Here is a 24,082-nt window from a genome sequence, read left to right on the forward strand (position 1 = left end):
TCACGCTACCGGCAGCGGCTCAGCCGAAGGTGCCCTCGAGGTCCTGGTCGGTACCGGAGGTGTTGATCGAGTAGTCGACCGGATATCCGGACGGACTCGTCCCGACGAGCGCCGGGTCCTGCAGGATGGCGACGATCGCGGCGCCCTGCTCAGGCGTCACGTCGGTGATCCAGAGCTTCGGTTGCGTCGTCACCTCGATCTCGACGCCGGGGGTGGCCTCGACCACGGCGAGGATGGCGTCGACCATCGGCATGCTCAGCTCGCTCGGGTCGTCCGCCATGGAGAAGCGTTCCGGCACGCGGTAGTGCGCGCCGTCCGGGTAGATCGCCCGGAGTTCCCTGACCGCAGCGGGAAGGGTGTCCATGGAGAAGACGGTGATGAGCGGTGCCCCCTCCGTGACGGCGATCGACACCTGCAGCCGCTCCGTCAGCATCAGCTGCTGCAGTTCGTCGGCGAGCTCGTCGATGCTCTGATCGCTCGGCACGAGCTGTACACGCCACGGACCGCGCGGCGGATCCTGTTGCTGGGCCAGCGAGGTCGGGTCGGCCTCCCGCTGGATTACGACGATCGCGATCCCCTCGAGCTCCTCGCCGGCCCGCTTCGCCGCGTCTGCCGCGCCGAGCACCTGCCCGACGCCGGCGTCGAGCGACATCGTCACCGTCGCACCGTGACCGACGACCTCGATGTCGGCGATCCCGTCGATGTCGGCGAGCGCGCGGGTGAATCCGTCCACAGCCTCTGAGCGTTGCGCTGCGGCCACCTCACGCGCGGGCGGCGGACGGAACGCGCCGGTCGACGCAACGATGACGGCGACGACGACGAGTCCGGCGAGCCCAGCGGTCACGACCCGCACCCGCCGGCGGCCGATGGCGAACGTGAGGAGCATGATGACCGCGGCGACCATCAGCACGGGGATGCCGTAGGCGATGAGCCCGAAGAGGAGGAACGCGAGCGCTGATCCCAGGTTGGCACCCAGCCACGTCCACGGCGAGATCCCGAAGATCACGAGGACGCCGAAGCCGATCCCGGCGCCCACGACCGCCGTCAGGCCGCCCAGGTAGGCGAGCCCGCGAGAGGGTGTCACGCGACGGATGACCTCCATCACGGGTTGGACGATCACGAGCATGACGCCGACGGCGACGAGGATCCACCCGCCGAGCGAGCCGAGCATCTGGTACCAGAGCTCCGACGGTCCGCCGAGCACGATCGGTGCGTCCGGGCCGTACGACCCGGTGGGCGGTTCGGGACGCAGACCCTGGCCGATGAGGTTGAACAGGGTGGTGATGACGCCCCCGACGCCGACGATCAGGACGGCCGAGACGGCGAGGTCGAGGGAGCGGGTGAGGTACGCGATCAGGAATGCGACGCGCGGCGATCGGCCGGCGGGGTACTGCGGGTCCGTTGACGCGTCGTCGGGCTCGGACGAGGTCGCCACGGTCGAGGTCGCGACGACGGGTCCGACGTCGCTCACCTCGGCGTCATCGCGCTCCGACGATGCCCCGGCTGCGCCCCCGTCGCTCATGGCTCCCCACTTCCGATGCGTCTCGATGACGCTCCCCCGGTCGCCAGTCTCGCACGGCCCTTCCGAGATGCTGCCGCGGCCGGGCCGGCCCCCGGTCAGCGTGCATCGAGCGCCCGGAGCTGTCGCTGGAGGGCGACCTGCCGGTACGAGGTGTCGATGAGTTCGGCGATCAGCGCCCAGTCGACGTCGTCGAGCGTGCGGCTGTCGTCGCCGTCGAGACCGGCGTCGAACGCGAGCTTCCCCGACGGGCCGTCGTACTTCGGCGACCAGAACCGCCTGTCCTCGAGCCAGGCGCCGCGCTCCTCCTCGGCCGGCGTGAACGTGATGCTGTGCGGGATGCGCATCTCCGACCCGACGGTCACGAACACGCGCTTGCCCGCCTTGAACCGTGGGCGTCCGTGGCCGAACGTTTCGACGGCCTCCGGATAGGCGAGGCACAACCGTCTGACACGTTCGACGAACGGGTCGTCGGGTTCGTGCACGATCGGATGCTCCATGCACCGACGCTACTCCGCGCGGGCATCACGCGACAGCCCATCGAGCGTGCCTGTTCTGCGCTTGCTTGGCGCTTCAGACAACAGAACGAGCACTCTCGGTGCGAGGCGCGACAGCGATCACCGGATGCGGTGCCCCGGGTGGGCGGCGTCGTACGCCGAACGCGACGCCGCGATCGCCGGCCGTTGCTCGAGCGACCAGTCGGCGAGCGTCTTGATCAGGTGGGAGAGCCCCGCACCGGACGGGGTGAGGGCATAGGACACCTGCGCGGGCACCGTCGGGTACACGGTCCGGTCGACGAGGCCGTCGCGTTCGAGTCTGCGGAGGGTCAGCGTCAGCATGCGTTGGGATATCCCGTCGATCGCCCGCTGGAGCTCACGGAACCGGCGGTCACCCGACGCGAGCTCGACGACGACGAGGACCGACCAGGTGTCTCCGATTCGGTCGAGGACGTCCCGGATGCCGCAGTCCGGGTGGTCCTCCTTGCCGCAGGGTTCGAGGTCGGCGGTTACCGCGGTGTGCGTGAGTGACATGGAAGTGCCTTCTTGTGGGGCCGGAACAGGGGACGCAGACTCGTCCGAGTCATCAATCCGAACACCGAAAGGCCCTGAAATGATCCTCGTCACCGGAACCACCGGCCAACTCGGCGGCGCGATCGTCGATGCGCTCACCACCCGTGGGGCTGCACCGCTCGCGAGCAACCGCAGCGGACAGGGTGGCGCACGACGGATCGACTTCGACGACCCCGACACCGTCTCCTTCGTCGGGGTCGACACGCTCGTCCTCGTATCGGCGGGCGAAGCCGAGGACGACGTCGTGATCGCCCGACACGAGACGGCGATCACCGCGGCCGAGCGGGACAGGGTGCAGCACGTCGTGTACACGAGCCTCACCTCGGCCGGAGACCACCTCGCGTTCGCGCTCGCGCACCGGTGGACCGAGCGTCGGCTGCAGCGCAGCAGCCTGTCCTGGACGATCCTGCGGAACGGCCTGTACGCCGAACTGTTCGGGTCGCTCCTGTCCTGGTCGGGCGACTCGCTCGGCTCGGCGTTCGGCGACGGGGCGCTCGCCGCCGTCGCACGAGCCGACCTCGCTGAAGCCGCGGCCGTCGTCGCGATGTCCCCGTCGGACCACGTCGGTCGCGGTTACGACCTCGTGGGCGAACCGATCACGGCCGCGCAGGTGGCCGATCGGCTGGCCGTCCCGCACCGCACCGTCTCCCTCGCCGAGCAGCGGACGGCGCTGGCTGAGGCCGCACTCAAGCCGTTCCAACCCGCCATGCTGATGTCGATCTTCACCGGCGTCCGGCACGGATTCCTCGACGGCGCGGGCGACGACCTCCGAACCCTGCTCGGACGCGAACCGGCGGACACGGTCGCGGTCGCCGCCGCCTCCCTTCCGCCCCGCTGAGTCGCCCGGAACTGCACGAATCCGAGCCCAAACCGCGCAGTTCCGGGCGACTCAGCGCTCAGGCGGCTGGCAGCGCAGCACCCCGTAGCGGGACGGCGCGACGCCAGGTGGCCATCCGCCAGACCCACTCGACCGGCCCGTAGCGGTAGTGCCGCAGCCAGAGGCGACTGAGCACCGACTGCACCGCGATGAGCACGAGTGCTCCGACGCTCACCGCGGCCAGGTCGTCGATCTCCCGGAAGGGGACGAGCAGCCCGACGACGACGAACACGGCGCTCGCGGCGAGGTAGTTGGTGAGCGCCATGCGGCCGAGGGGTTCGAAGACGGCTGCGAGGACTCGACGCACCGGTGTCTGCCAGAGCAACGCGAATCCGGTGACGTACACGACGGCCAGGATCCCGCCCGCGATCCCACCGGCGTTCGTGAACCGTGGGTCGCCGGGCTCGGTGGTCTGCCACACGATGGCCGGGACGGCGAGGGCCGTCGCCACGAGGAAGGTGATCCACACGGGCCGTCCGCCGGCGTCGAGCACCTTCGGCAAGCCGTACGCCGCCGCCCCCGCACCGGCGAGGAACAGTCCGGGCAGGGTGGTGAGGCCACCACCGGTGACCGCATACGCGGCGACGGTGAGCACGACGCCGGACCAGAGCAACGCCCAGCGCGGCAACCACAGCATGAGGGGGAGCATGAGGATCCCGCAGATCGCGTACTCGCGGAGGATCTCCCCCGGGTAGAGGAACCCGTGCGCGATCCCGATGAGGAGGAGTGTTCCGAGACGCAGCAGCATCGGGACGAGCGCGCCGGTGCCGCGGCGGCGGGCGGACTGGATCACCAGCATTGCACTCAGCCCGAAGAGGAAGGCGAAGATGGGGACGAACCGCGTCTGCACCGCGAACTCGAGCACGGTGTCCATGAGCGTCGACTGTCGTCGGTCGAACGGGATGTCGCTGCCGAGCCGTGTGATGTCGGGGACGTTGACGAAGAGGATCCCGACGAGCGCGAACCCACGGAGGGCGTCGATGAGGTGCCACCGACGCGATGAGGCGTCGTCGGTGGACGGGATCGGCGGCGCGGAGGAAATGTTGACCTGAGACATATATCACCAGTTCAGCAGCTGTGGTGGGGCACCGCATGCACCCACGGGATGACGTCCTGCCACCCGGGATGGAGATCGCCCTCAGGCGGCCGGGGCCTTCGGGCAGTGCAGCTGCGTGCGCGGGCCGGTCGTGCGGTCCACGATGTGCTCCGACATGGCATGGCCGCAGATCGGGCACCCCGACTGTGCGGCCGGCGGCAACGGCTCCTCGTTGTAGGGACCGAGGGGCGGCGGTCCGAGCACCTTCCACATGCGGCCGTTCACCCAGCCGTACAGACCACCAGCCTCGCGCACGGACTCCCGGAAGGATCGTTTCTCGCTCATATTGATGAGTGTACTAATCATTTGGGTACGATGGGACCGTGACCGCCAACGAATCCACCACCGTCGCCACGGCCGACGATCTGCTCCAGCTCGAGAACCAGGTCTGCTTCGCGCTCGCCGTCGCGTCGCGCAGCGTCATCTCGCTCTACCGACCGATCCTCGAACCGCTCGGTCTCACCCATCCGCAGTACCTCGTGATGCTCGCGCTCTGGCAGCACAGCCCGCGCTCGGTCAAGGACCTCGGCGGAGCACTGCAGCTCGAGCCGGCGACGTTGTCCCCGCTCCTCAAGCGCCTCGAGACCGCAGGGCTCGTCCGACGCGACCGCAGCCGACTCGACGAGCGCGTCCTCGACGTCTCGCTCACCACCGCCGGCCGTGAGCTCCGCGCCCAGGCGGAGGCCATCCCGCACCGGGTCATGAACGAGCTCCGCATGGACGCCGAGCACCTCACCCAGCTCCGCGAGATGCTCCACGCGGTGATCGGGGCGGCCACCACCGCGCCCGCCGTCACGGGGGCCGACCCGCTCTGATCGAGATCCCGGCGCCCGGCGAGGTCGTCAGGCCTGCGACGAGGTCGTCGTCTCCGGTGCGGTCGCGGTCCGCGGGTTCCGGATGCCGACGAACGACACCACGCCACCGACGAACATGAACACGGCGGTCGCCAGGACCACCCGCGGGAACCCGTCGACGCCGAGCGCGCCACCGGCGATGATGCCGACCAAGGCGATCGACACGAGGCCCGCCACGCGCGACACCGCGTTGTTGACCGCCGATCCGATGCCCGCATGGGCCGGGTCGATCGACCCGAGGATGCCCGCGGTGAGCGGCGCGACCGTGATCGCGAGGCCGAGACCGACGAGCAGGATGCCCGGGAACAGCTGCACCCAGTAGTTCAGATCCTGCTGGGCACCCATCATCAGGAGGAAGCCGACGCCGGCGATGATCGGCCCGACCGTCATGAACAGCCGCGGTCCGTGCTTGCCGGCCAGCTTGCCGAACCACGACGACAACGCGAGCATGACGAGCGTCGGCGGCAGCGTCGCGATGCCGGCCAGCGTGGCGCTGAAGCCCGCCGTCTGCTGGATGAAGACCGCGATGGCGAAGAAGCCGAGCGAGAGGGCACCGTAGATGAAGACGGTCGCGATGTTGCCGTAGCCGAAGTTCCGCACGCGGAAGAGCGACAGCGGCAGCATCGGGTCGGGGTGGCGGCGCTCCCACCAGAGGAATGCGACGAACGACACGACCCCGCCGATGAGCGGCACGAGCAGCATCGGGCTCGACCAGCTGTAGCGCTCCTGCTCGATGAGCGCGAAGACAGGGCCGCCGAGCCCGACGGCGCCGAGCACCGCGCCGACCACGTCGATGCGGGGACGGTGCTCAGGCTCGGGTACGCGATCGGTGCGCATCATGAGCCACAGGGTCACGAGGATCGGAACGATGTTGATGGCGAAGATGAGGCGCCAGGACAGCGTGTCGACGAGCACGCCGCCGAGCAGCGGGCCGGTGATGCCCGCGGCTCCCGTCCACGCCGTCCAGGTGCCGATCGCCTTGCCCTGCGCGACGCCGCTGAAGGTCGAGATGATGATGGCGAGCGAGCTCGGGACGAGCAACGCGGCGGCACCACCCTGCAGCAGCCGCGCGATGATGAGCACCTCGGCGGTCGGTGCGACCGCGCACAGGATCGAGGTGACACCGAAGCCGATGAGCCCGATGCGGAGGATGCGGATGCGCCCGAACGCGTCGGAGAGCGAGCCCGCGAGCAGGATGAGCGACCCGAGGGTGATCAGGTAGGCGTCGACCACCCACTGCTGCACGATGAGCCCACCGCCGACTTCCTTCGTCATCGCAGGGAGCGCGACGTTCACGACCGAGCCGTCGAGGAACGCCACGAACGAGGAGAGGATCGCGATCGTGAGCACGAGGCGCTGCTGGCGGGTCATGGGTTCAGGGTAGCCCCGCGGACCGACGTGTCGAGCGCGATCCCGAGGAGGCTCGACGGGCGTCGGAACACCGTCGACGACCGACGCCCGACGCCACGTCCTTCCCAGCCGATCCCCGCTCCGCGTTCATAGACTGGAGCCCATGGACGACCTGTGGTGGCTCCCCTCGCTCATCGTGTTCGGCGGCGTCGGCATCATCGTCTGGTTGCTCGTCACCCTGCTGCGTCGGCGCCATCCGAAGACCCCCGTCGCCTCCATCGACGACCTCCACCGCCGGGCGGGCATCGCCCTCGTCCGCACCGACGATGCCGTCCGCGAGGCCGAGGACGAGGTCGGATTCGCCGAAGCGGAGTTCGGACGTGAAGCCGCTCGCGGGTATGCCGCCGACGTCGCCTCGGCGCGCTCGGCGCTCGGGGAGGCGTTCCGGCTCCGCCAGTCGCTCGAGGACGAGATCGCCGACACGGAGGCGCAGCGTCGCGCCTGGAACGAGCGGATCATCAGCGTCTGCGAGGACGTCGAACGCACCCTGAGCGCCCGGCTGCGCGGCTTCGACGAACGCCGTGGAGCGGAGCGCTCGGCCCCCGACCTCCTCGACCGGCTCGAGCGACGCATCGAACGCGCGCGCGAACGACTCACCACCACCGGCCTCGCGATCACCTCTGCGGCCGAGCGCTATGCGGCGAGCGCCGTCGAAGACGCCCGGGTGCTCCGCCGGACCGCGCAGGACACGGTCGATCGGGCGTCGGACGATGCGGCGACGACGAAGGATCGGATCGACACCGGCCGACCGGCCGCCGCGGCACTGCACGCCCTGGGGCGCGAGCTGCAGCAGGCGGAGGACCGGTTGGACGCCGTCGAGCGTTCGCTCGCGGGCATCGCCGCAGCGGAGACCGAACTCGCCGCAGCGGGGCGTGAGCTCCGCACGGTGATCGCCGAAGCGGAGGCGTTGGGTGCGACGGTGGAACGCGCGGAGACAGCCGCCGTCATCGCGACCGCCGTCGAGCGGGCGAACCGCGCACTTCTGGAGGCGGAGTCGACCACATCCCCGGACGGCGACCGCGTCCTGCCCGATCCGATGCGACGTCTCGAGGTGGTTCGCGCAGCCGACATCGACCTCGACGCAGCTCTCGCGACCGCCCGCAGCACGCAGCAACGTCTCGACAACGCACGCGAGGCGATGCGCGGGGCGTTGTTCACCGCGGACAGCAACATCCGCGTCGCCGTCGACGTGATCTCCGCGCACCGAGGCAGGGTCGGTGCCGACGCGAGGACCCGCCTCGCCGAGGCACAGCGGCAGCTCGCACTCGCGGAGGCGGCAGCGGTCGACGATCCGGTCGAGGCGCTCGACGCCGCCCGTCGGGCCTCTCGGATCGCCCAGGACGCGGACGCGCTGGCGCGATACGACGTCGGGTGACCCTCGCGACGTGCCGAGCCTGGCCGTTCACGCCTCATTCATGTTCTAGAATATGAGTATCGCTGTCGTGAGGCGGGCCCACCGGATCGCGCAGTCTCCAATCGACCCCTGAGAGGATCCCGTGCCCAGCTCGTCCGCGCGCCAGCCGCTCTCCCCGTCCCCGATCTTCACGACGCTCACCCACGGGTTCGACGCGCGGGTGACGTCCTCTCCTCCCGAGCAGACCCGCCTGGCCGGAGCGACGACCGAGCACGGGTCGCCGCTCCCCTCACCCGACTGCCCGATCTTCGATCAGCTCGCCGGGCGACGCCTCGCCCGCCGCCGCAGCAACTTCATCCACCCCGCCTGACCCCACCCTTCGACAAGCTCAGGGACCGCAAGAGGCGCGTCCAGGGACCGGCGGTGCGGAGCGCCGCAGTGTAGGGACGATCGCCCGTCCGTGCTGCGCGTTTACGTTTCATCTCGAACGGTGACGGTCCGCGGTAACGCAACGGGCGTCACTCCGCCTGCCTGTGGAGACTGGCTCCGTGCACGCACCAGTGCACCCACAGACAGAGCCGAGGACCATCATGAGTGAGCACACGGGACCAGAACCGAGCGAATTGCGGGCGTCGATCGCCTCCGGCAAGCGGAAGCGCCGGAACCTGCTGATCGGCGGTGTCGCGGTCGTCGCCGTCGCCGCGATCGCCGTCGTCGTCTCGGTCGTCGTCGGTGGCCAGAACGGGACCGCCGACGCGGCGACCGGTTCCGGCGCACCCGCCGAGCGCCTCAGCGTGAAGATCGCGGTGTCCGAGGACACGCAGTTCCAGGACGCCGTCAAGGAGGTCGCCGCCGAGAAGGGCCTCGACGTCGAGTGGGTGAACGTGAAGGACTGGGTCCTGCCCAACACCGAACTCGTCGCCGGCACCGTCGACGCGAACGCCTTCCAGCACATCCTCTACCTCTCGGCCTTCAACGCGGAGAACGACGCCGACCTGACGCCGGTGTTCTCGACCGTCATCACGCAGTGGGGGATCTTCTCGAAGACGCTCACCGACGTCGAGGACCTCGCCGACGGCGCGCGCATCGCGATCCCGGACGACCCGTCCAACGGCGGTCGTGCCCTGAACATCCTGGCTGCGGCCGGACTCATCGAGATCGCAGCGGACGCGGGGAACTTCCCGACGGTCGAGGACGTCACCGCGAACGACAAGAACCTCCAGTTCGTGCCGCTGCCGGCGACGAGCATCCCGCAGCAGTTCGACGACCCGTCGCTCGCGGCCGTCGTCGTCGGGACCTCCTACTTCGACCCGAGCCAGGGCATCACGAAGGACGACGCGCTCTTCCTCGACGACTCGCTCTCCGAGAAGAATCTGCCCTACGTCAACGTCATCGCCACCCGCGAAGAGGACAAGGACAACCCGGCCTGGAAGATCCTCGAGGACACCTACGCCGACCCGCGCGTCGCCGAGGCGCTCGACGACGAGTTCGCCGGGAACTCGATCCTCGTGAAGGTTCCGGTGAAGGACCTCCGCGACAAGCTCGCCGAGCTCCAAGCCGAAGCCGAGTAGGACGACGGCGGCCGATCATCGCCTCCCGCGATGACCGGCCGCCACCACGCAGTGGCCGTCCGGGGTCTCCCGGACGGCCCTCCCGCGAGAGGAGCAGGTGATGAACACAGCAATCGTCTTCGAGGGCGTCAGCAAGACGTTCGAGGTGAAGGGCCGCGCCTTCGAGGCGCTGCGGAACGTCGACCTGGCGGTCGAGCGGGGCGAGATCTTCGGCATCGTCGGGTACTCCGGCGCCGGGAAGTCGACGCTCCTGCGCACCGTCAACGCCCTTGAACGGCCGACGAGCGGGCGGGTGGTCGTCGAGGGCCTCGAGATCTCCGCGCTCGCCGGGCAGGCGCTGTACGCCGCGCGTCAACGGATCGGCATGATCTTCCAGCAGTTCAACCTCCTGGAGTCTCGGACCGTCTACAAGAACATCGCCTACCCGCTCAAACTCGCGAAGGTGCCGGACGCCGAGATCCTCGACCGCGTCGAAGAACTGCTCGCGTTCGTCGGGCTGAGCGACAAGGCGCTCGCCTACCCGTCGCAGCTCTCCGGTGGGCAGAAGCAGCGGGTCGGCATCGCCCGCGCCCTCGCCACCCGCCCGGAGATCCTCATCTCCGACGAGGCCACCAGCGCCCTCGACCCGCAGACGACCGGCGAGGTCCTCGAACTCCTTCGGCGGGTGAACGAGGAGTACGCCGTCACGATCCTGCTCGTCACCCACGAGATCGACGTCATCCGCGAACTCGCCGATCGGGTCGCCGTCATGGAGGACGGCGAGGTGGTGGAGCAGGGCAGCGTGTACGAGGTGTTCTCGGCGCCACGCACCGCGACAGCGCGACGCTTCGTCTCGTCGGTGCTCCACCACATCCCCTCCGAGGAGGTGCTCGCGAAGATCCGAGCCGTGCACCACGGGCGCCTCGTCCAGCTGCACGTCGAGGACCGCGACACCAACCACCCGTTCCTCTCGCGGGTCGCCCGCGACAACGACATCGACTTCAACGTCGTGTTCGGCGGCGTCGACGAACTGCAGGGGCGACTGTTCGGCAGTCTCACGGTCGAGCTGCTCGGACCGGACGACCGCGTGGACGCCGCCATCGCGGGGCTCCGCGCCACGGCGACCGTCACCGCGATCGACCCTGCCCCGACCGCGCCGGTCCCTGAGCCTGCACCGGTCTCTGAGTCCACGCCGGTCCCTGAGCTTGCTTCAGTCCCTGAGCCTGTCGAAGGGTATGAACCGCTCGCCGAGGACCCCGACACCCTGAAGGAGCACACCCATGCGTGACTTCGATCCCGACGCGTTCTTCCCGCGTCTCCTCAAGGCCATCGGGGAGACCGGCCTCATGGTGTCCGTCTCCTTCGCCGTCGCGACGGTCATCGGGATCCTACTGGGCCTCCTGCTCTACGCGAGCCGGCCCGGCAACCTCCTGCAGAACCGCGTCGTGTTCGGCGTCCTGAACGTCATCATCAACGTCGTCCGACCGGTACCGTTCCTCATCGTCGCGATCGCGCTCATCCCGCTCACGCGGCTTGTGTTCGGCACCGGCCTCGGACCGCTTCCGGCGACGATCCCGCTCATCCTCGTCGCGAGCGTCGCCATCGGGCGCGTCTCCGAGTCGAACCTCGTCGCCGTCTCACCGGGCGCCATCGAGGCCGGCGCGGCCATGGGTGCGAGCCCCGTGCGGGTGCTGTTCACGATCGTCGTGCCCGAAGCGCTCGGCCCGCTCATCCTCGGGCTGACGTACATCCTCGTCGCCCTCGTCGATGCGACGGCCGTGGCCGGGGTGCTCGGCGGCGGCGGCCTCGGTGACCTCGCCATGACCTACGGCTACCAACGGTTCGACTGGATCGTCGTCGGACTCGTGGTCGTCACGCTCGTCCTGCTCGTGCAGCTCGCCCAATTGCTCGGCAACGTGCTGGCGAAGCGGGTGCTGCACCGATGAGCGCCGACGACTTCGACTCCTTCCTCTCCGCCATCCGCGGCGGCGCCATAGCGCGCGAGACCGACCGGCGCCTCCTGTTCGACGAGGTCGCCGAACTGAAGCACCTGGGCTTCGCAGCAGCCAGGGTCCCCATCACATCCGGGGGTGGCGGACTCACCCTCGAGCAGCTCTTCGAGCGGCTCATCGACCTCTCGGCGGCCGACTCGAGCCTCGGGCACGTCTGGCGAGGGCACATCCTGTTCGTCGAGGCACTGCTCGCCTCCCCCGACGACACCTATCGGGAGCACTGGTTCGCCCGGCTGAACGCCGGCGACCTGGTCGGGAACGCGCAGTCGGAGCGGCACGCGACCGCCCACCTCGAGACCGTCCTCGACCGCGACGGCGAGTCGCTCACGGTGACCGGCACGAAGTACTACACGACCGGCAGCATCTACGCCGATTGGATCTACTTGTCCGCGCTCGACGGGACCGACCGCGTCGCGGTGACCGTGTCCGCGCACGATCCGGGAACCCGCTCGGTGGACGACTGGGACGGCTTCGGGCAGCCGTTGACCGGGAGCGGGACGACCACCTTCGACCGCGTGCCGGTAGACCAGCGCGACCTCGTCGTCCACAGCGGCGACGCGGCGGCGTGGCACCGGACGGGCGCACTCCAACAGCTCATCCTGCTCGGTGTCGTCGCCGGCATCGCGCAACGCGCCCTCGAGGACACCGTCGACTACGTGCGCGCCAGGCGACGGACCGTCGGCCACGCGGGCGAGCACCTGCCGCGCGAGGATCCGCTCGTGCAGTCGATCGTGGGCCAGCTCAGCAGCGTCGTGCACACGGCCCGCGCGCTCGTCCTCGCGTCCGCTCGAACCTTGGACGGGCCGGCCACCGATCCCGACGCCGCCCGTTCGGCGCTGCTGGAGGTCTTCCGCGTCCAGCAGGTCGTCCTTCCGCTCGTCCTCGACGCGCTCAGCCGCCTGTTCGAGGTCGGGGGTGCCTCCGCTGTCGGCCGGTCGACCGCGCTGGACCGGCACTGGCGGAACGTCCGGACGATCGCCTCCCACAATCCCGCCGTCCAGCGTTCGGCGGCGCTCGGGCAGTTCGAACTCAACGGCACCCTGCCCGAGTGGCAGGCTCCGGGGGCGCGGCCCGAGACCGAGCCCGTTCCGGCGGATGGAGAGCGGGCATGAGCGAGACGGCGACGGTCGACCGCGACCTGGCGCAGCGCTTCGCGCCGCTCTTCGACGAGCTCGGGCGGGACGCCGTCGCACGGGAGCGAGAGCGCCGGCTGCCGTATGCCGAGGTGGAGGCGCTCCGAGCGGCGGGCTTCACCCGCGTGACGCTGCCGCGACGGTACGGCGGCGAGGACGCCACGCACGGGGAGCTGTTCGAGCTCCTCGCCGAGCTGGCCAGGCGCGATCCGAACCTCGCGCAGCTGTTCCGCTCCCACTTCTCCTACATCGACCGCACCCTGCACACGCCGTCGTCGGCGGACCGTGAGGCGCGTCTGGCCCGACTGGCCGACGGAGCCATCGTCGGCAACGCGAGCCACGAGCGGTCGGCCGCGAAGGTGGGCTCGCTCGCCACCCGGCTCACCGAGACGCCGGGCGGTCTCCGACTGAACGGAACCAAGTTCTACAGCACGGGGACGCTGTTCGCCGACCTCGTCGGGGTCGCCGCTGAGCAGGACGGCGAGTTCGTCTCGGTGCTCGTGGAGACGGACGCCGCGGGTGTCGATCGGATCGACGACTGGACCGGGTTCGGCCAGCGACTGACGGGTAGCGGCACCACCGTCTTCACCGAGGTCCCCGTCGAACCGTCGACGGTGACCCGGCGCGAGCCGGAGCGCCCCTCGCATGGCGGCGCGTTCGTGCAGCTGGTCCTGCTCGCGGCGGTGACGGGCATCGGCCGCGCGATCGTCGACGACGCCGGCGCGTTCGTCCGGACTCGGACCAGGACCTACAGTCACGGCGCGGCCGCGACCGCCCAAGCTGACCCGATCGTGCAGGAGGTCGTCGGCGAGCTGTCGGCGAAGTCGTTCGCCGCCGATGCCGCACTGGCCGCCGCGACGACTGCACTCGGTCGTTCGAGCGCGGCGATCCTCGGTGCCGACCCGGATCTCGTCCAGGAACGGATCGCCGACGTCGAACTCGCGACGGCGCGCGCGCAGCTGGTGATCCTGCCCGCCGTGCTCGACGCTTCGACTGCCCTGTTCGACGTCGGCGGCGCGAGTGCCGTCGAGACGCACCGGGCGCTCGACCGGCACTGGCGGAACGCCCGCACGATCGCCTCGCACAACCCGTCCCGCTTCAAGGCGAGGGCGATCGGCGACCACGTCGTGAACGGGACACCGATCGCCTCCTGGTGGAGCACCGGCGAGGCCTGACGCCCCACCGGTCACGCCCTTCGACAGGCTCAGGAACCACCCTTCGACAAGCTCAGAGACCGGGGCGAAGTGCTACTTCAGCCCGGAGAACGCCAGCCCGTCGATCACCCGGCGCTGGAGGACGATGAACAGGATGAGCACGGGCGCCATCGCGAGGATCGACGCCGCCATCATCACCGGGTAGTCCGTCGTCTTGTCGCTCGAGAGCGTCGCGAGACCGGCGGCGAGCGGCATGGAGTTGGCGTACGTGGACACCACGAGCGGCCAGAGCAGTTCGTTCCACGACCACAGCACGGTCGTGATGGCGAGGACGCTGATGCTGGGCTTGGCGAGCGGCAGCATGATCTTCCAGAAGATCTGGAAGGGTCCGGCGCCGTCGATCCGCGCCGCCTCCTCGAGCTCCGTCGGCAGGTTCAGGAACGCCGTCCGCATGAGGAAGGTTCCGAACGCGCTGAACAGGCCGGGTGCGACGATGCCGAGCGTGGTGTTCAGCCACCCGAAGCCCTGCACGATCTGGTACTGCGAGATGAGGTACGCCTGCGACGGCACCATGAGGATCGACAGCGTCACGGCGAGCAGCACCGCGCGTCCGCGGAACCGCATCCGCGCGAACGCGTACCCCGCCATCGTGCAGAGGACGATCTGCGCGAGCGTCCTGATCACCGTGATGACGATCGACGTGCGCAGCTGATCGAGGAACGGAAGACGCTCGAACACCGCGGCGTAGTTCTGCCACTGCAGTTCGGCCGGCCAGAACGTGGGGACCACGCTCTGCACCTCCGCGTTCGTCGACAGCGACATGATGATCTGCCAGATGAACGGGAACGCCATGATGAGGCCACCGACGCCGAGCACGATGTGGGCGACGACGTGCGACCCGCGCCGCTGGCCGGGCCGACCGGCCTCGCGGCGTCGCGCGGACGCGGCGGACGGACGGCCCGAACCCGGAACGGTGACGGCACGGGTGGTGAGCGGTGCCGTGGCGGTGAGTTGCTCAGTCATTGTTCACCCATCGTTTCTGGAGCCGGAACTGCAGGAGTGTGACGAGTCCGATGATCAGGAAGATCACGATCGCGATCGCCGCCGCGTAGCCCTTGTCGTTCTGGACGAAGCCCTGGTCGTAGAAGAAGTAGACGAGCGACATGCTCTTCGGGAGCACCGGGTTGGTACTGCCGAGGATCGCGTACAGCAGGTCGAAGAGCTGGAAGCTCGAGATCACCGTGATGATCGTGACGAAGAAGATGCTCGGGGTGAGCAGCGGCACCGTGATCGAACGGAACTGCCGCCACCGGGTGGCGCCGTCGAGCTCGGCCGCCTCGTAGAGCTCCGGCGCGATGTTCTTGAGTCCGGACGCCAGGATGATCATCGAGAAGCCGAGCGACGACCAGAGACCGACGATCGCCACGGCGAACATCGCGGTGCCCGGCGTGCTGATCCAGTAGGGGCCGTCGACACCGACGAGCGACAGCGTGTAGTTGAGGATGCCGAAATCACCGTTGAAGATGATGCGCCAGACGATGGCCACGGCGGTCGGCATCGCGACGTACGGCAGGAAGAAGAGCACCCGGTAGAAGCTCGCGAACCGCAGGCCGGGGAGGTTCAACAGGCTAGCGAGGTAGACGGCGATCGGGATGCCGAGGAGCACCACCGCCGTGTAGATCAGCGTGTTGCCGAGGGAGGCGTAGAGCCGCGGGTCGGCGAACAACCGGACGTAGTTCTCGACGCCCGTGAAGGTGGTTCCGCCGAAGACTCCCCACTCGGTGAACGAGTAGTAAGCGGTCTGGATCATCGGCCAGATGAAGAAGACGCCGATGCCGGTGAGCAGCGGGAGGACGAAGACCCACGGCCAGGCGCCGTCGCCGCGGGCGGCACCCCGCCGGGCCACGCTCCGCGAGGAGCGTGGCGCCGACGGGGTGCGCAGCACGGTCTGACCGGTCACTTCTTGGCCAGCGCGGCGTTCATCTGTTCGGCGAGATCCTTCGCCACGTCGGCGACCGGCTTGTCACCGCTGAACGCGTCGGGCAGGAGCTCGACCTCGAGGGCGTTCCAGGCGGCGGTGTTCTCCGACACCGGCAGCGGCTTGGCGTAGTCGAGCGCGTCGAGGAAGACCTGCAGGTTCATCGTCGGGTAGGAGTCGACGAACGACTGCTGCGTACCGGTGTAGGCGGGGATGACGGCGCCGAGGTCGCCCTGCTGCTGCTGGGCCTCCTCGCTCGCCAGGAAGACCTGCAGGGCCTGTGCAGCCTGCTTGTTCTTGCTCGCCGACGCGACGACGTTGGAGACGCCGTGGATGACCGTCGCCTGCTCCTTGCCGGTCGGCAGCGGGAAGGCCTGGGCGGTGGCGGCGACGTCGGACTCACCGACGAGTGGACGCAGCCAGCTGCCGCCCCAGTACATGGCGAGCTTGCCGGAGGTGAACCACTGGTCGGCCGGCGTGTCCGTCAGCTGCTGGATGCTGGGCGAGGAGCCGTCCGCGATGAGGTCCGTCCAGAACTGGAGCCCTTCCTGGGCCTCGGGGCTGTCGTACTCGGACTCGGTCTGGTCGGCGTTGATGACCTCGCCGCCGGCCTGCAGGATCGTGTTGTAGTAGGTGGTCTGGCCGTCCATGCCGCCGGCGGCACCATAGACGCCCTGGTCCTTCAGCTTCGTCGAGATCTCCTGCGCGGCGGTGTCGAAGTCGTCCCAGGTCCAGCCGTCGGCGGGCAGCGCGACGCCGGCCTGCTCGAAGAGCGCCGTGTTGACCCAGACACCGATCGTGTCGAAGTCCTTCGGCACGCCGTACTGGGTGTCGTCCAGGGAGTACAGCTCGTTCAGGGCCTCCGGGTAGTTCTTCGGGTCGATGTCGCCGGCCTTCACGGCCCCGGTGATGGGCTCGATCTTGCCGTTCGCCGCGTAGACCTGGAAGTTCGGCCCGTTCAACCAGAAGAGGTCGGGCAGGGTGTCGCTCGAGGCCTGCGTCTGGAGCTTCGACCAGTACGAGGCCCAGGGCGTGACGTTCACGTTGACCGTGATGTCGGGGTAGACCTTGTTGAAGGCCTCGATGTTGGCGTCGATCGCCTCGACCTGGGCCTGGTCCCAGACGCCGTAGGTGATCTCGGCCTTCAGGTCCTTCGGGGCGGCGGCGTACTCGCCACCGGTGGCGCCCCCGCCACCGGTGCTGCAGCCGGCGGTGAGCGCGGCGGCGGCGAGGAGGCCGATGCCGCTGAGGACGGCCCGGCGGCGGGCGCGACCGCCGGATGCGTTGTTGCGGTTCATGAACGGCGAAGGCATGACTGGAGTCCTTTCGAGGTGCGCTACCGGGCGGCGGCGTCGAGGGAGTGCGGTGCGGTGCGGGCGGTGAGGGAGGAGAAGTACTCGACGAGTGCGGGGTCGAGCGGCGGGACGTCGAGCGGGATCGAACCGTTGCGGAGGGAGTGTGCGGCGAGGGCTCCGGCTGCGACGGCCTGTCGCGCGGCGACCGGCGACAGCGTGGTGGGGGTGCCCTCGGCGACGAAGGCGAGGAACTCGTTCATCGTGTCGAGGTCGGCGTCGGCATGGCCCTCCTCGACACCCGCGATCGGGTACTCCACGTCGCCCTCGGTGCTCCAGGTACGACGACGGTTCCAGACCTTGACGGTGCCACCGGCGGTGTCGCCGATGTTCTCGAGCCTGCCGTGCGTCCCGATGACGGTGTAGTTCCGCCAGTAGTCGGGGGTGAAGTGGCACTGCTCGTAGCTGGCGGTGATCCCGTGCTCGAGGGTCATGAGCATCATCGAGACGTCCTCGACGTCGACCACGGGGTTCAGACCGCGCTGCGCCTCGGGCGGCCAGTTGTCGTAGGAGAACCAGTCGGCCACGGTCTGGCCGCTGCGGTCCTCGTGGTCGTCGATGTCGCCGTAGACCGCGAGGTCGCCCATCGCGACGACGCGCTGCGTGTACGCGCCGGCGAGGAAGTGGACGACGTCGATGTCGTGGCTCGCCTTCTGCAGGAGCAGGGTGTTCACGCGCGAGCGGTCGGCGTGCCAGTCCTTGAAGTAGTAGTCGCCGCCGTTGCCGACGAAGTGGCGGACCCAGACGGACTTGACCGCGCCGATCTCGCCGCGCTCGATGACCTCGTGCATGAGCCGGACGACGGCGGCATGCCGGAAGTTGTGCCCGACGTAGAGCGGCGTCCGCGACTCGTAGGCGGCCTGGAGGACCGCGTCTGCGTCGTCGAGCGTGATCGCGAGCGGCTTCTCCAGATAGACCGCGATGCCGGCGCGCAGCAGGTCGACCGCGATCTCCTTGTGGGTCCAGTCGGGCGTCGTCACGATCGCCGCGTCGACACCGCCCCGCGCGATGAGCGCTTCGTGGGAGTCGAGGACCTCGATGTCGTCGCCGAACAGCTGCCGAGCCCGACCGCGACCGATCTCGGTGGTGTCGACCGCCGCGACGACCGAGGCGGACGTGGGGCTCGTGGCGACGTGTTCGGCGATGTAGGCCCGCTGGCCGGTGCCGATGACGGCGACCCGGAGGCCTTCGGGGGTGGTGGCTGGTGCAGTGCTCACTCGATCACATCCGCTTCCTTGCGTGAAGTTGATTCATATGATGCCAAAACGATCATGAAATGACAATAGGCGATCACAGCGCTGACGCAAGCGCGGGGTGGCTGATGTGGAGAGGTTTTACCGCGCCGAAACATGGGGAGCGCACTTCGACAGACTCAGTGACCGGGGGCGGCTCAGTGGCCAGGAGGAGATGGCTCAGTGGCCAGGAGGGGGCGATGCAGTGACCGGGAGGGGAGGACTCAGGCGGCGATGATGAGCTCGACGCCGGCCGCGGCCAGGGCGTCGGCGAACGCCGGATCCACCGGCTGGTCGGTGACGAGCACGTCGATGCGGTCGAGCGGGCAGATGCGGGCGAAGGTCGCCTTCGTCATCTTGGTGCTGTCGGCGACCACGATGACCCGCTTCGCGACCTTGACGAACTCCTGGCTCACCGACGCCTCACCCTCGTGGAGGGTGGTAGCGCCGAACTGCGCGCTCAAGCCGTCGACGCCCAGGATCGCGACGTCGAGGGCGATCTCGGCGAGCGCCCCCGCGACGAGCGAGCCCACGAGTTCGTAGGACTGGCGTCGTGCGACGCCTCCCGTCACGACGATCTTCACGTGCGAGCGCACGGACAGTTCGAAGGCGATGTTGAGCGCGTTCGTCACGATCGTGACCGAGGCGTCGCCGTCCGAACGGACGAGGTGCTCGCTCCGCCCGATCACCCGCGCAACCTCGCTCGTGGTGGTGCCGCCGTTGAGTCCGACGGCGTCGCCGACGTTGATCAGGGCGGCCGTGGCCTTCGCGATGGCCATCTTGGCGTCCGCCTGGCGGGCGATCTTGTACTGCAGCGGCAGCTCGTAGCCGGTGCCGAGGGCGGCGGCACCGCCGTGGGTCCGCGTGACGAGTCGCTGCTCGGCGAGCGCCGTCAGGTCGCGACGGGCGGTGGCCGCGGAGATGCCGAGCGCTTCGCCGATCTCCGCGATCGTCACATTGCCGCGTTCGCTCACGAGCTCGAGCAGGGCGTTGAGTCGCTGTTGCTGCGTCATCTGTCCTGCTTTTCCGGTCGGGTCGGGCGTACTGTGACCATCATATGGGCGCTCAGCCAGCGCCAGTCTGATTGATTCTGACGATTTTCACTGGTATCGATCAGATTCGATCCGGTATGGTTGCGGCAACGCATCGCCACGCTGCGATCGCGTCCCCTCACGTGAAAGGCACGTCATGTCCGAGACCTTCGTCGCCGCCGAACTGGCGTCGCAGCCCGAATCCTGGCGCACCGCCGCCGCCCTCGTGCCGGAGGCCGTCGCCGTGCTGCCGCAGCCGGGAGAGCGGGTCGCGGTGGTCGGGTGCGGCACCAGCTGGTTCATCGCGATGAGCTACGCCGTGTTGCGCGAGCAGGCGGGGCTCGGTGTCACGGACGCGTTCGCCGGCTCGGAGTTCCCCGGCGTCCGCGACTACGACCGCATCGTCGCCATCTCACGCTCCGGCACGACCACGGAGATCGTGCACCTGCTGGAAGCGGTGGGCGACTCGGTCACCACCGTCCTCATCACCGCGGTCGACGACTCCCCCGCGACCGTTCCGGCGGCACACGTGATCGCCCTCCCCTTCGCCGACGAGCGTTCGGTGGTCCAGACCCGCTTCGCCACGACGACGCTCGCGCTCCTCCGCGGCTCGCTCGGACACGACGTCGAGGCACTCGCCGCGGAAGCCGAGCGGGCGCTGCAGATCCCGATCGACGAGTACCTCGGCGCCGACCAGGTGTCCTTCATCGGACTCGGGCACGCTGTGGGCCTCACCTTCGAGGCCGCGCTCAAGACCCGGGAGGCGGCACAGTTCTGGGCGGAGTCCTACCCCGCCATGGACTACCGCCACGGCCCCATCGCGATCGCGCAGCCCGGCCGACTCGTGTGGTCCCTCGGACCGACGCCCGCCGGCCTGCCGGAGGACGTCGCGGCCACCGGAGCGACCTTCGTGCAGCACGACCTCGACCCCATCGCCGGGCTCGTCGTCGCGCAGCGCTTCGCGGTCGCGTTGGCCGAGGCCCGCGGCCTCGACGCCGACCACCCCCGTTCGCTCACGCGCTCCGTCATCCTGACGCCGTGACCGAGCGGGCGGTCCTCGGCATCGACGTCGGCGGGACCGGGATCAAAGCCGCACTGACGGATGCCGACGGCACGGTCCTCGGGCGCTGGCGCGAAGCGACGCCCTCGGGCGACACCTCAGGCGTCCTGACTCGCGACATCGTCCTCGGACTCGTCACCGCCGCGAGCCGCGTCACGGCCCCAGCGGCCGTCGGGGTGGTCGTGCCCGGCGTCGTCGACGAGGAGCACGGCGTCTGCATCCACGCGGTCAACCTCGGTTGGCGCGACCTGGCCTTCCCCGAGCTCCTCCGTCCCGCACTCGTGGTGCCGCTCGCCTTCGGGCAGGACGTCCGCGCCGGGGCGCTGGCGGAAGCGGTCTCGGGCGCTGCAGCCGACGTCACGGGCACGATCGCGTTCGTACCGGTCGGGACCGGCCTGGCCTCGGCGCTCGTCATCGACGGCGTCCCCTTCGCCGGCGGCGGCTGGGCCGGCGAGATCGGCCAGCGCGTGATCCAGGACGGCCCGCACCGCGGACTCCGGGTCGAGGAACTCGCCTCAGCGGGCGGCATCGCACGACGCGCGGGCGCCCGCGACGCGAAGACCGTCGCCGACGCCGTCGCCAGCGGTGACGCCGCCGCCATCGCCATCTGGAACGACGCCGTCGATGCACTCGCCGAGGCCCTCGCCGGCATCACCGTCGTCGCAGCGCCCACCGCCATCGTGATCGGCGGTGGGCTCGCCCTGGCCGGAGCCGCCCTCTTCGAGCCGCTCCAACACGGACTCCGCGAGCGGCTCGACGTCGTCCGCGTTCCGCAGCTCCTGCCCGCTCGCCATGGCGACGAGGCGGCAACGGTCGGTGCGGGGATCCTCGCCCGCCGACTGGTGACGGCGCGATGACGACCACCCCCGCACCGCGTCGCGTCGTGGTCGTGACGCCGAACCCGGCCGTCGACATCACCTACACGGTCGCCGAGCAGCAGCTCGGGGTCACGCAACGCGTCCAGTCCGTCGTCCGGCGTGCCGGTGGGAAGGGCGTGAACGTCGCTCGCGTCCTCGAGTCACTCGACGTCCCGACCCTGCAGGTGCTGCCGCTCGGCGGTGCCTCCGGCACCTGGCTCGGGGACGCCCTCGCGGCCGACGACCTCCCCGCCCAGGTCGTGGAGCTCCGCGCCGAGACACGCTCGACGGTCGCGGTCGTCGACGGCATCCAGCATCCGACCCTCTACGCCGAGGCCGGACCGGCGGTGACGCCCGAGGAGTGGGCGGCCCTGACGACCGAGCTCAGGCGCTCACTGCACGACGCGAGCGCACTCGTCATCTCGGGCTCGCTCCCGCCGGCCACGCCCGACAGCGTCGTCGAAGCCCTCGTCCGAACCGGGCACGACGCCGGCGTCCCCGTGATCGTCGACGTCAGCGGCACGGCGCTCCTCGCCGCGGCACGCGCCGGTGCGACGATCCTCAAACCCAACCTCGACGAGGCCCTCGAGGCGACGGGCGCGGCCGACCTCGCATCGGCTCGCGCGGCACTCCTCGCACTCGGCGCCCGCGCGGTCGTCATCTCCCGCGGTGCCGACGGCCTCACCGCCGGCGACGCCGACGGCGCCCACGAGGTCCCGGCCGTCCCCGGCGTCAGCGGCAACCCGACCGGCGCCGGCGATGCCGCAACGGCCGGCCTGGTCGCAGCACTCCGCGCGGGAGCCACACTTCCCGAGGCACTCCGCACAGCGGCGGCTGCAGGTGCGGCGGCCGTGCTCGAACCGATCGCCGGCGCGATCGACCTCGCCGCCTTCCACCGATTCATCGACGCACCCGCCGCATCCGACCCCATTGGAGCAACCGAATGACCACCGCCCTCGACTTCACCGCGCTCCTCGCCAACGCCTCGGACTCGAACGCCGGCGTCGCGGCGTGCAACGTCGTCCTCCTCGAGCACGCGGAGGCGATCGTCGCCGGCGCCGAGGAGGCCGGGCTGCCGGTCATCCTGCAGATCAGCGAGAACTGCGTGCGGTACCACGGGTCGCTCGCGCCCATCACGCTCGCCTCGCTGGCCATCGCCCGTGCAGCGACGGTCCCGGTCCTCGTCCACCTCGACCACGTGGAGTCGGCCGAGCTCGTGCACGAGGGCGTCGATCTCGGCGTCGACAGCGTGATGTTCGACGCCTCGACCCTGCCGTACGACGAGAACGTCCGCGCGACGAAGGAGATCGTGGACTTCTGCCACGCTCGCGGCGTGGCCGTCGAAGCGGAGCTCGGCGAAGTCGGCGGGAAGGACGGCGTCCACGCTCCGGGCGCGCGCACGGTGCCTGCAGAGGCCGTCGCGTTCGTCGCAGCGACCGGCGTCGACGCGCTGGCCGTCGCCGTCGGCACCTCGCACGCGATGACGAGCCGGGAGGCCGCCGTCGACCACGCGCTGATCGCGCAGCTCCGCAGCGAGGTGCCCGTTCCGCTCGTGTTGCACGGCTCCTCCGGACTCCCCGACGACGAACTCCGCGCGGCGGTGCGTTCCGGGATGACGAAGATCAACCTCTCGACGCACCTCAACGGATTGTTCACCCGGGCGGTGCGCGACGTCCTCGACGAGCAACCGAAGCTCGTCGACCCCCGCACCTACGTCCGGGCCGGTCGCAGCGCGGTCGCGACCGAGACGGCGCGGATCCTGAGCCTCCTCGCCACCGACTGAGCACTCCCAGGAATCCCACAGCAACACGCAACGCTGAGCTGTTAATATATATTGCGTTGGAGTTCTTCCAGCGCCTCCACCGGTAACCGATCGTCCCCCGCGATCACCCTCCGGCCTCCCGAGCCCGATATCCCTTCGGGTGCGCGGGAGATACGGCCACCCCTCCCCTAGGTGCGGTGGCCCGGAGCTCTGCGACACCGCCGGTCGATGCTCGGGTCTGACCTCGGGCATCGACCCGCGCAAGCAGTGAAGCCCGTTCTTCCCAGGTCGTTCTCAGCTTGGTCGCGTACGTTCGTCCGTCGAGTGCCGATGTCACAACCGGCTTCCGTGTGCAGAGTCCACACCTCCACGGATACGCCGATGCTCCCGACACGTCACCACCAGCCGCCCTCCAGAACGGCGAAGAACGATCCACCGGACGGCCCCAGCCGACCAGCGCAGCCGAATCTCGGCGCAGCTGCATTCCGGACGGTCTCGTCGCTCCATCCATGCGACCTGCACCGATCGTCATCGCATTCCCCTTCTGGAACCGGCCCATCCATCATCCGCAACACCAGAATCGAGAACCACCATGTCCATCACCCAGACTCGGACCCCAGCGTCCTCCAACCGTTCCGCGGGCACCGCCGTCCACGGCCGCGGTCACTCCACCGAGAAGCTCACCTACCGCTTCGGTCTCCGCACCCGCGAGACCGGTGCGGAGCAGCGCGGTTCCAGCAGCGCGGCCAACCGCCGCGGCTGAGCCGCCTCACCGTTCCAA

25 protein-coding genes are annotated in these 24,082 nt (G+C 69.7%); 14 read left to right on the forward strand and 11 right to left on the reverse strand.

Going from position 1 to position 24,082, the window contains the following annotated elements:
- Positions 1-19: 19 nt before the first annotated feature.
- The 3 genes from A4X17_RS16990 to A4X17_RS17000 all read right to left on the reverse strand — a co-directional run bounded on the left by A4X17_RS16990 (position 20) and on the right by A4X17_RS17000 (position 2,550).
- The gene (locus A4X17_RS16990) at positions 20-1,522 is read right to left on the reverse strand and encodes a hypothetical protein (RefSeq protein ID WP_064296836.1); all 1,503 of its coding nucleotides are present in this window, start codon (positions 1,520-1,522) and stop codon (positions 20-22) included.
- Positions 1,523-1,617: 95 nt separating this feature from the next.
- Positions 1,618-2,019 (reverse strand): MmcQ/YjbR family DNA-binding protein, encoded by a 402-nt coding sequence (locus A4X17_RS16995; RefSeq protein ID WP_064296837.1) that lies wholly within the window; start codon positions 2,017-2,019, stop codon positions 1,618-1,620.
- 117 nt (positions 2,020-2,136) lie between these two features.
- Positions 2,137-2,550 carry a helix-turn-helix domain-containing protein gene (locus tag A4X17_RS17000; RefSeq protein WP_064296838.1) on the reverse strand — a complete coding sequence of 138 codons (414 nt, stop codon included), beginning with the start codon at positions 2,548-2,550 and terminating at the stop codon, positions 2,137-2,139.
- A gap of 79 nt (positions 2,551-2,629) precedes the next feature.
- Between A4X17_RS17000 and A4X17_RS17005 the strand changes: the two genes are divergently transcribed.
- Entirely contained in the window at positions 2,630-3,427 is a 798-nt protein-coding gene (locus A4X17_RS17005) for a hypothetical protein (RefSeq protein WP_064296839.1), read from the forward strand.
- Between the two features lie 58 nt (positions 3,428-3,485).
- Here A4X17_RS17005 and A4X17_RS17010 read toward each other — a convergent pair whose 3' ends face one another.
- Positions 3,486-4,523 carry a DUF418 domain-containing protein gene (locus A4X17_RS17010; RefSeq protein WP_064296840.1) on the reverse strand — a complete coding sequence of 346 codons (1,038 nt, stop codon included), beginning with the start codon at positions 4,521-4,523 and terminating at the stop codon, positions 3,486-3,488.
- Positions 4,524-4,604: 81 nt separating this feature from the next.
- Positions 4,605-4,847 (reverse strand): hypothetical protein, encoded by a 243-nt coding sequence (locus tag A4X17_RS17015; protein WP_064296841.1) that lies wholly within the window; start codon positions 4,845-4,847, stop codon positions 4,605-4,607.
- A gap of 38 nt (positions 4,848-4,885) precedes the next feature.
- Between A4X17_RS17015 and A4X17_RS17020 the strand changes: the two genes are divergently transcribed.
- Complete coding sequence (locus A4X17_RS17020; protein WP_064296842.1) at positions 4,886-5,377, forward strand: MarR family winged helix-turn-helix transcriptional regulator; 492 nt, start codon at positions 4,886-4,888, stop codon at positions 5,375-5,377.
- Positions 5,378-5,404: 27 nt separating this feature from the next.
- Here A4X17_RS17020 and A4X17_RS17025 read toward each other — a convergent pair whose 3' ends face one another.
- Positions 5,405-6,787, reverse strand: a complete 1,383-nt coding sequence (locus A4X17_RS17025) for an MFS transporter (protein ID WP_064296843.1) — start codon at positions 6,785-6,787, stop codon at positions 5,405-5,407.
- Between the two features lie 142 nt (positions 6,788-6,929).
- Between A4X17_RS17025 and A4X17_RS17030 the strand changes: the two genes are divergently transcribed.
- The 7 genes from A4X17_RS17030 (at position 6,930) to A4X17_RS17060 (ending at position 14,050) form a co-directional block, all read left to right on the forward strand.
- Positions 6,930-8,201, forward strand: coding sequence for a hypothetical protein (locus A4X17_RS17030; protein WP_064296844.1), 1,272 nt, complete (start codon positions 6,930-6,932; stop codon positions 8,199-8,201).
- A 121-nt stretch (positions 8,202-8,322) separates the two neighbouring features.
- On the forward strand, positions 8,323-8,550 hold the full coding sequence (locus A4X17_RS17035; RefSeq protein ID WP_064296845.1) for a hypothetical protein: 228 nt from the start codon (positions 8,323-8,325) through the stop codon (positions 8,548-8,550).
- A gap of 220 nt (positions 8,551-8,770) precedes the next feature.
- Complete coding sequence (locus tag A4X17_RS17040) at positions 8,771-9,751, forward strand: MetQ/NlpA family ABC transporter substrate-binding protein (protein ID WP_064296846.1); 981 nt, start codon at positions 8,771-8,773, stop codon at positions 9,749-9,751.
- Positions 9,752-9,851: 100 nt separating this feature from the next.
- A complete protein-coding gene (locus tag A4X17_RS17045) occupies positions 9,852-11,018 on the forward strand; it encodes a methionine ABC transporter ATP-binding protein (protein WP_082916257.1) in 1,167 nt (388 codons plus the stop codon).
- On the forward strand, positions 11,011-11,676 hold the full coding sequence (locus A4X17_RS17050; protein ID WP_064296847.1) for a methionine ABC transporter permease: 666 nt from the start codon (positions 11,011-11,013) through the stop codon (positions 11,674-11,676). Before A4X17_RS17045 ends, A4X17_RS17050 begins: the two co-directional genes overlap by 8 nt.
- Entirely contained in the window at positions 11,673-12,854 is a 1,182-nt protein-coding gene (locus A4X17_RS17055; protein ID WP_064296848.1) for a hypothetical protein, read from the forward strand. The genes A4X17_RS17050 and A4X17_RS17055 overlap by 4 nt, the downstream gene beginning before the upstream one ends.
- On the forward strand, positions 12,851-14,050 hold the full coding sequence (locus tag A4X17_RS17060) for an acyl-CoA dehydrogenase family protein (protein WP_064296849.1): 1,200 nt from the start codon (positions 12,851-12,853) through the stop codon (positions 14,048-14,050). The genes A4X17_RS17055 and A4X17_RS17060 overlap by 4 nt, the downstream gene beginning before the upstream one ends.
- Before the next feature lie 72 nt (positions 14,051-14,122).
- Here the strand turns inward: A4X17_RS17060 and A4X17_RS17065 are convergent, their stop codons facing one another.
- The 5 genes from A4X17_RS17065 to A4X17_RS17085 form a co-directional block, all read right to left on the reverse strand.
- Entirely contained in the window at positions 14,123-15,052 is a 930-nt protein-coding gene (locus A4X17_RS17065; protein ID WP_082916258.1) for a carbohydrate ABC transporter permease, read from the reverse strand.
- Positions 15,045-15,989: a carbohydrate ABC transporter permease gene (locus A4X17_RS17070; protein WP_079003469.1), complete on the reverse strand. Its 945-nt coding sequence runs from the start codon at positions 15,987-15,989 to the stop codon at positions 15,045-15,047. Before A4X17_RS17070 ends, A4X17_RS17065 begins: the two co-directional genes overlap by 8 nt.
- Entirely contained in the window at positions 15,986-17,320 is a 1,335-nt protein-coding gene (locus A4X17_RS17075) for a sugar ABC transporter substrate-binding protein (RefSeq protein WP_231884427.1), read from the reverse strand. Before A4X17_RS17075 ends, A4X17_RS17070 begins: the two co-directional genes overlap by 4 nt.
- Positions 17,321-17,343: 23 nt before the next feature.
- Entirely contained in the window at positions 17,344-18,576 is a 1,233-nt protein-coding gene (locus tag A4X17_RS17080) for a Gfo/Idh/MocA family protein (protein WP_064296850.1), read from the reverse strand.
- A gap of 239 nt (positions 18,577-18,815) precedes the next feature.
- Positions 18,816-19,604 carry a DeoR/GlpR family DNA-binding transcription regulator gene (locus tag A4X17_RS17085; RefSeq protein ID WP_064296851.1) on the reverse strand — a complete coding sequence of 263 codons (789 nt, stop codon included), beginning with the start codon at positions 19,602-19,604 and terminating at the stop codon, positions 18,816-18,818.
- A 175-nt stretch (positions 19,605-19,779) separates the two neighbouring features.
- On the opposite strand from A4X17_RS17085, the gene A4X17_RS17090 reads away from it, so the two are divergent.
- The 5 genes from A4X17_RS17090 (at position 19,780) to A4X17_RS19355 (ending at position 24,064) form a co-directional block, all read left to right on the forward strand.
- The gene (locus A4X17_RS17090; protein ID WP_064296852.1) at positions 19,780-20,664 is read left to right on the forward strand and encodes an SIS domain-containing protein; all 885 of its coding nucleotides are present in this window, start codon (positions 19,780-19,782) and stop codon (positions 20,662-20,664) included.
- Complete coding sequence (locus A4X17_RS17095; RefSeq protein WP_064296853.1) at positions 20,661-21,539, forward strand: ROK family protein; 879 nt, start codon at positions 20,661-20,663, stop codon at positions 21,537-21,539. Before A4X17_RS17090 ends, A4X17_RS17095 begins: the two co-directional genes overlap by 4 nt.
- Positions 21,536-22,486, forward strand: coding sequence for a 1-phosphofructokinase family hexose kinase (locus tag A4X17_RS17100; protein ID WP_064296854.1), 951 nt, complete (start codon positions 21,536-21,538; stop codon positions 22,484-22,486). The genes A4X17_RS17095 and A4X17_RS17100 overlap by 4 nt, the downstream gene beginning before the upstream one ends.
- The gene (locus A4X17_RS17105; RefSeq protein WP_064296855.1) at positions 22,483-23,322 is read left to right on the forward strand and encodes a class II fructose-bisphosphate aldolase; all 840 of its coding nucleotides are present in this window, start codon (positions 22,483-22,485) and stop codon (positions 23,320-23,322) included. The genes A4X17_RS17100 and A4X17_RS17105 overlap by 4 nt, the downstream gene beginning before the upstream one ends.
- A gap of 571 nt (positions 23,323-23,893) precedes the next feature.
- On the forward strand, positions 23,894-24,064 hold the full coding sequence (locus A4X17_RS19355) for a hypothetical protein (protein WP_153303529.1): 171 nt from the start codon (positions 23,894-23,896) through the stop codon (positions 24,062-24,064).
- Positions 24,065-24,082: the final 18 nt, after the last annotated feature.

The sequence above is a fragment of the Plantibacter sp. H53 genome, assembly GCF_001650455.1.
Taxonomy (GTDB): domain Bacteria; phylum Actinomycetota; class Actinomycetes; order Actinomycetales; family Microbacteriaceae; genus Plantibacter; species Plantibacter flavus_A.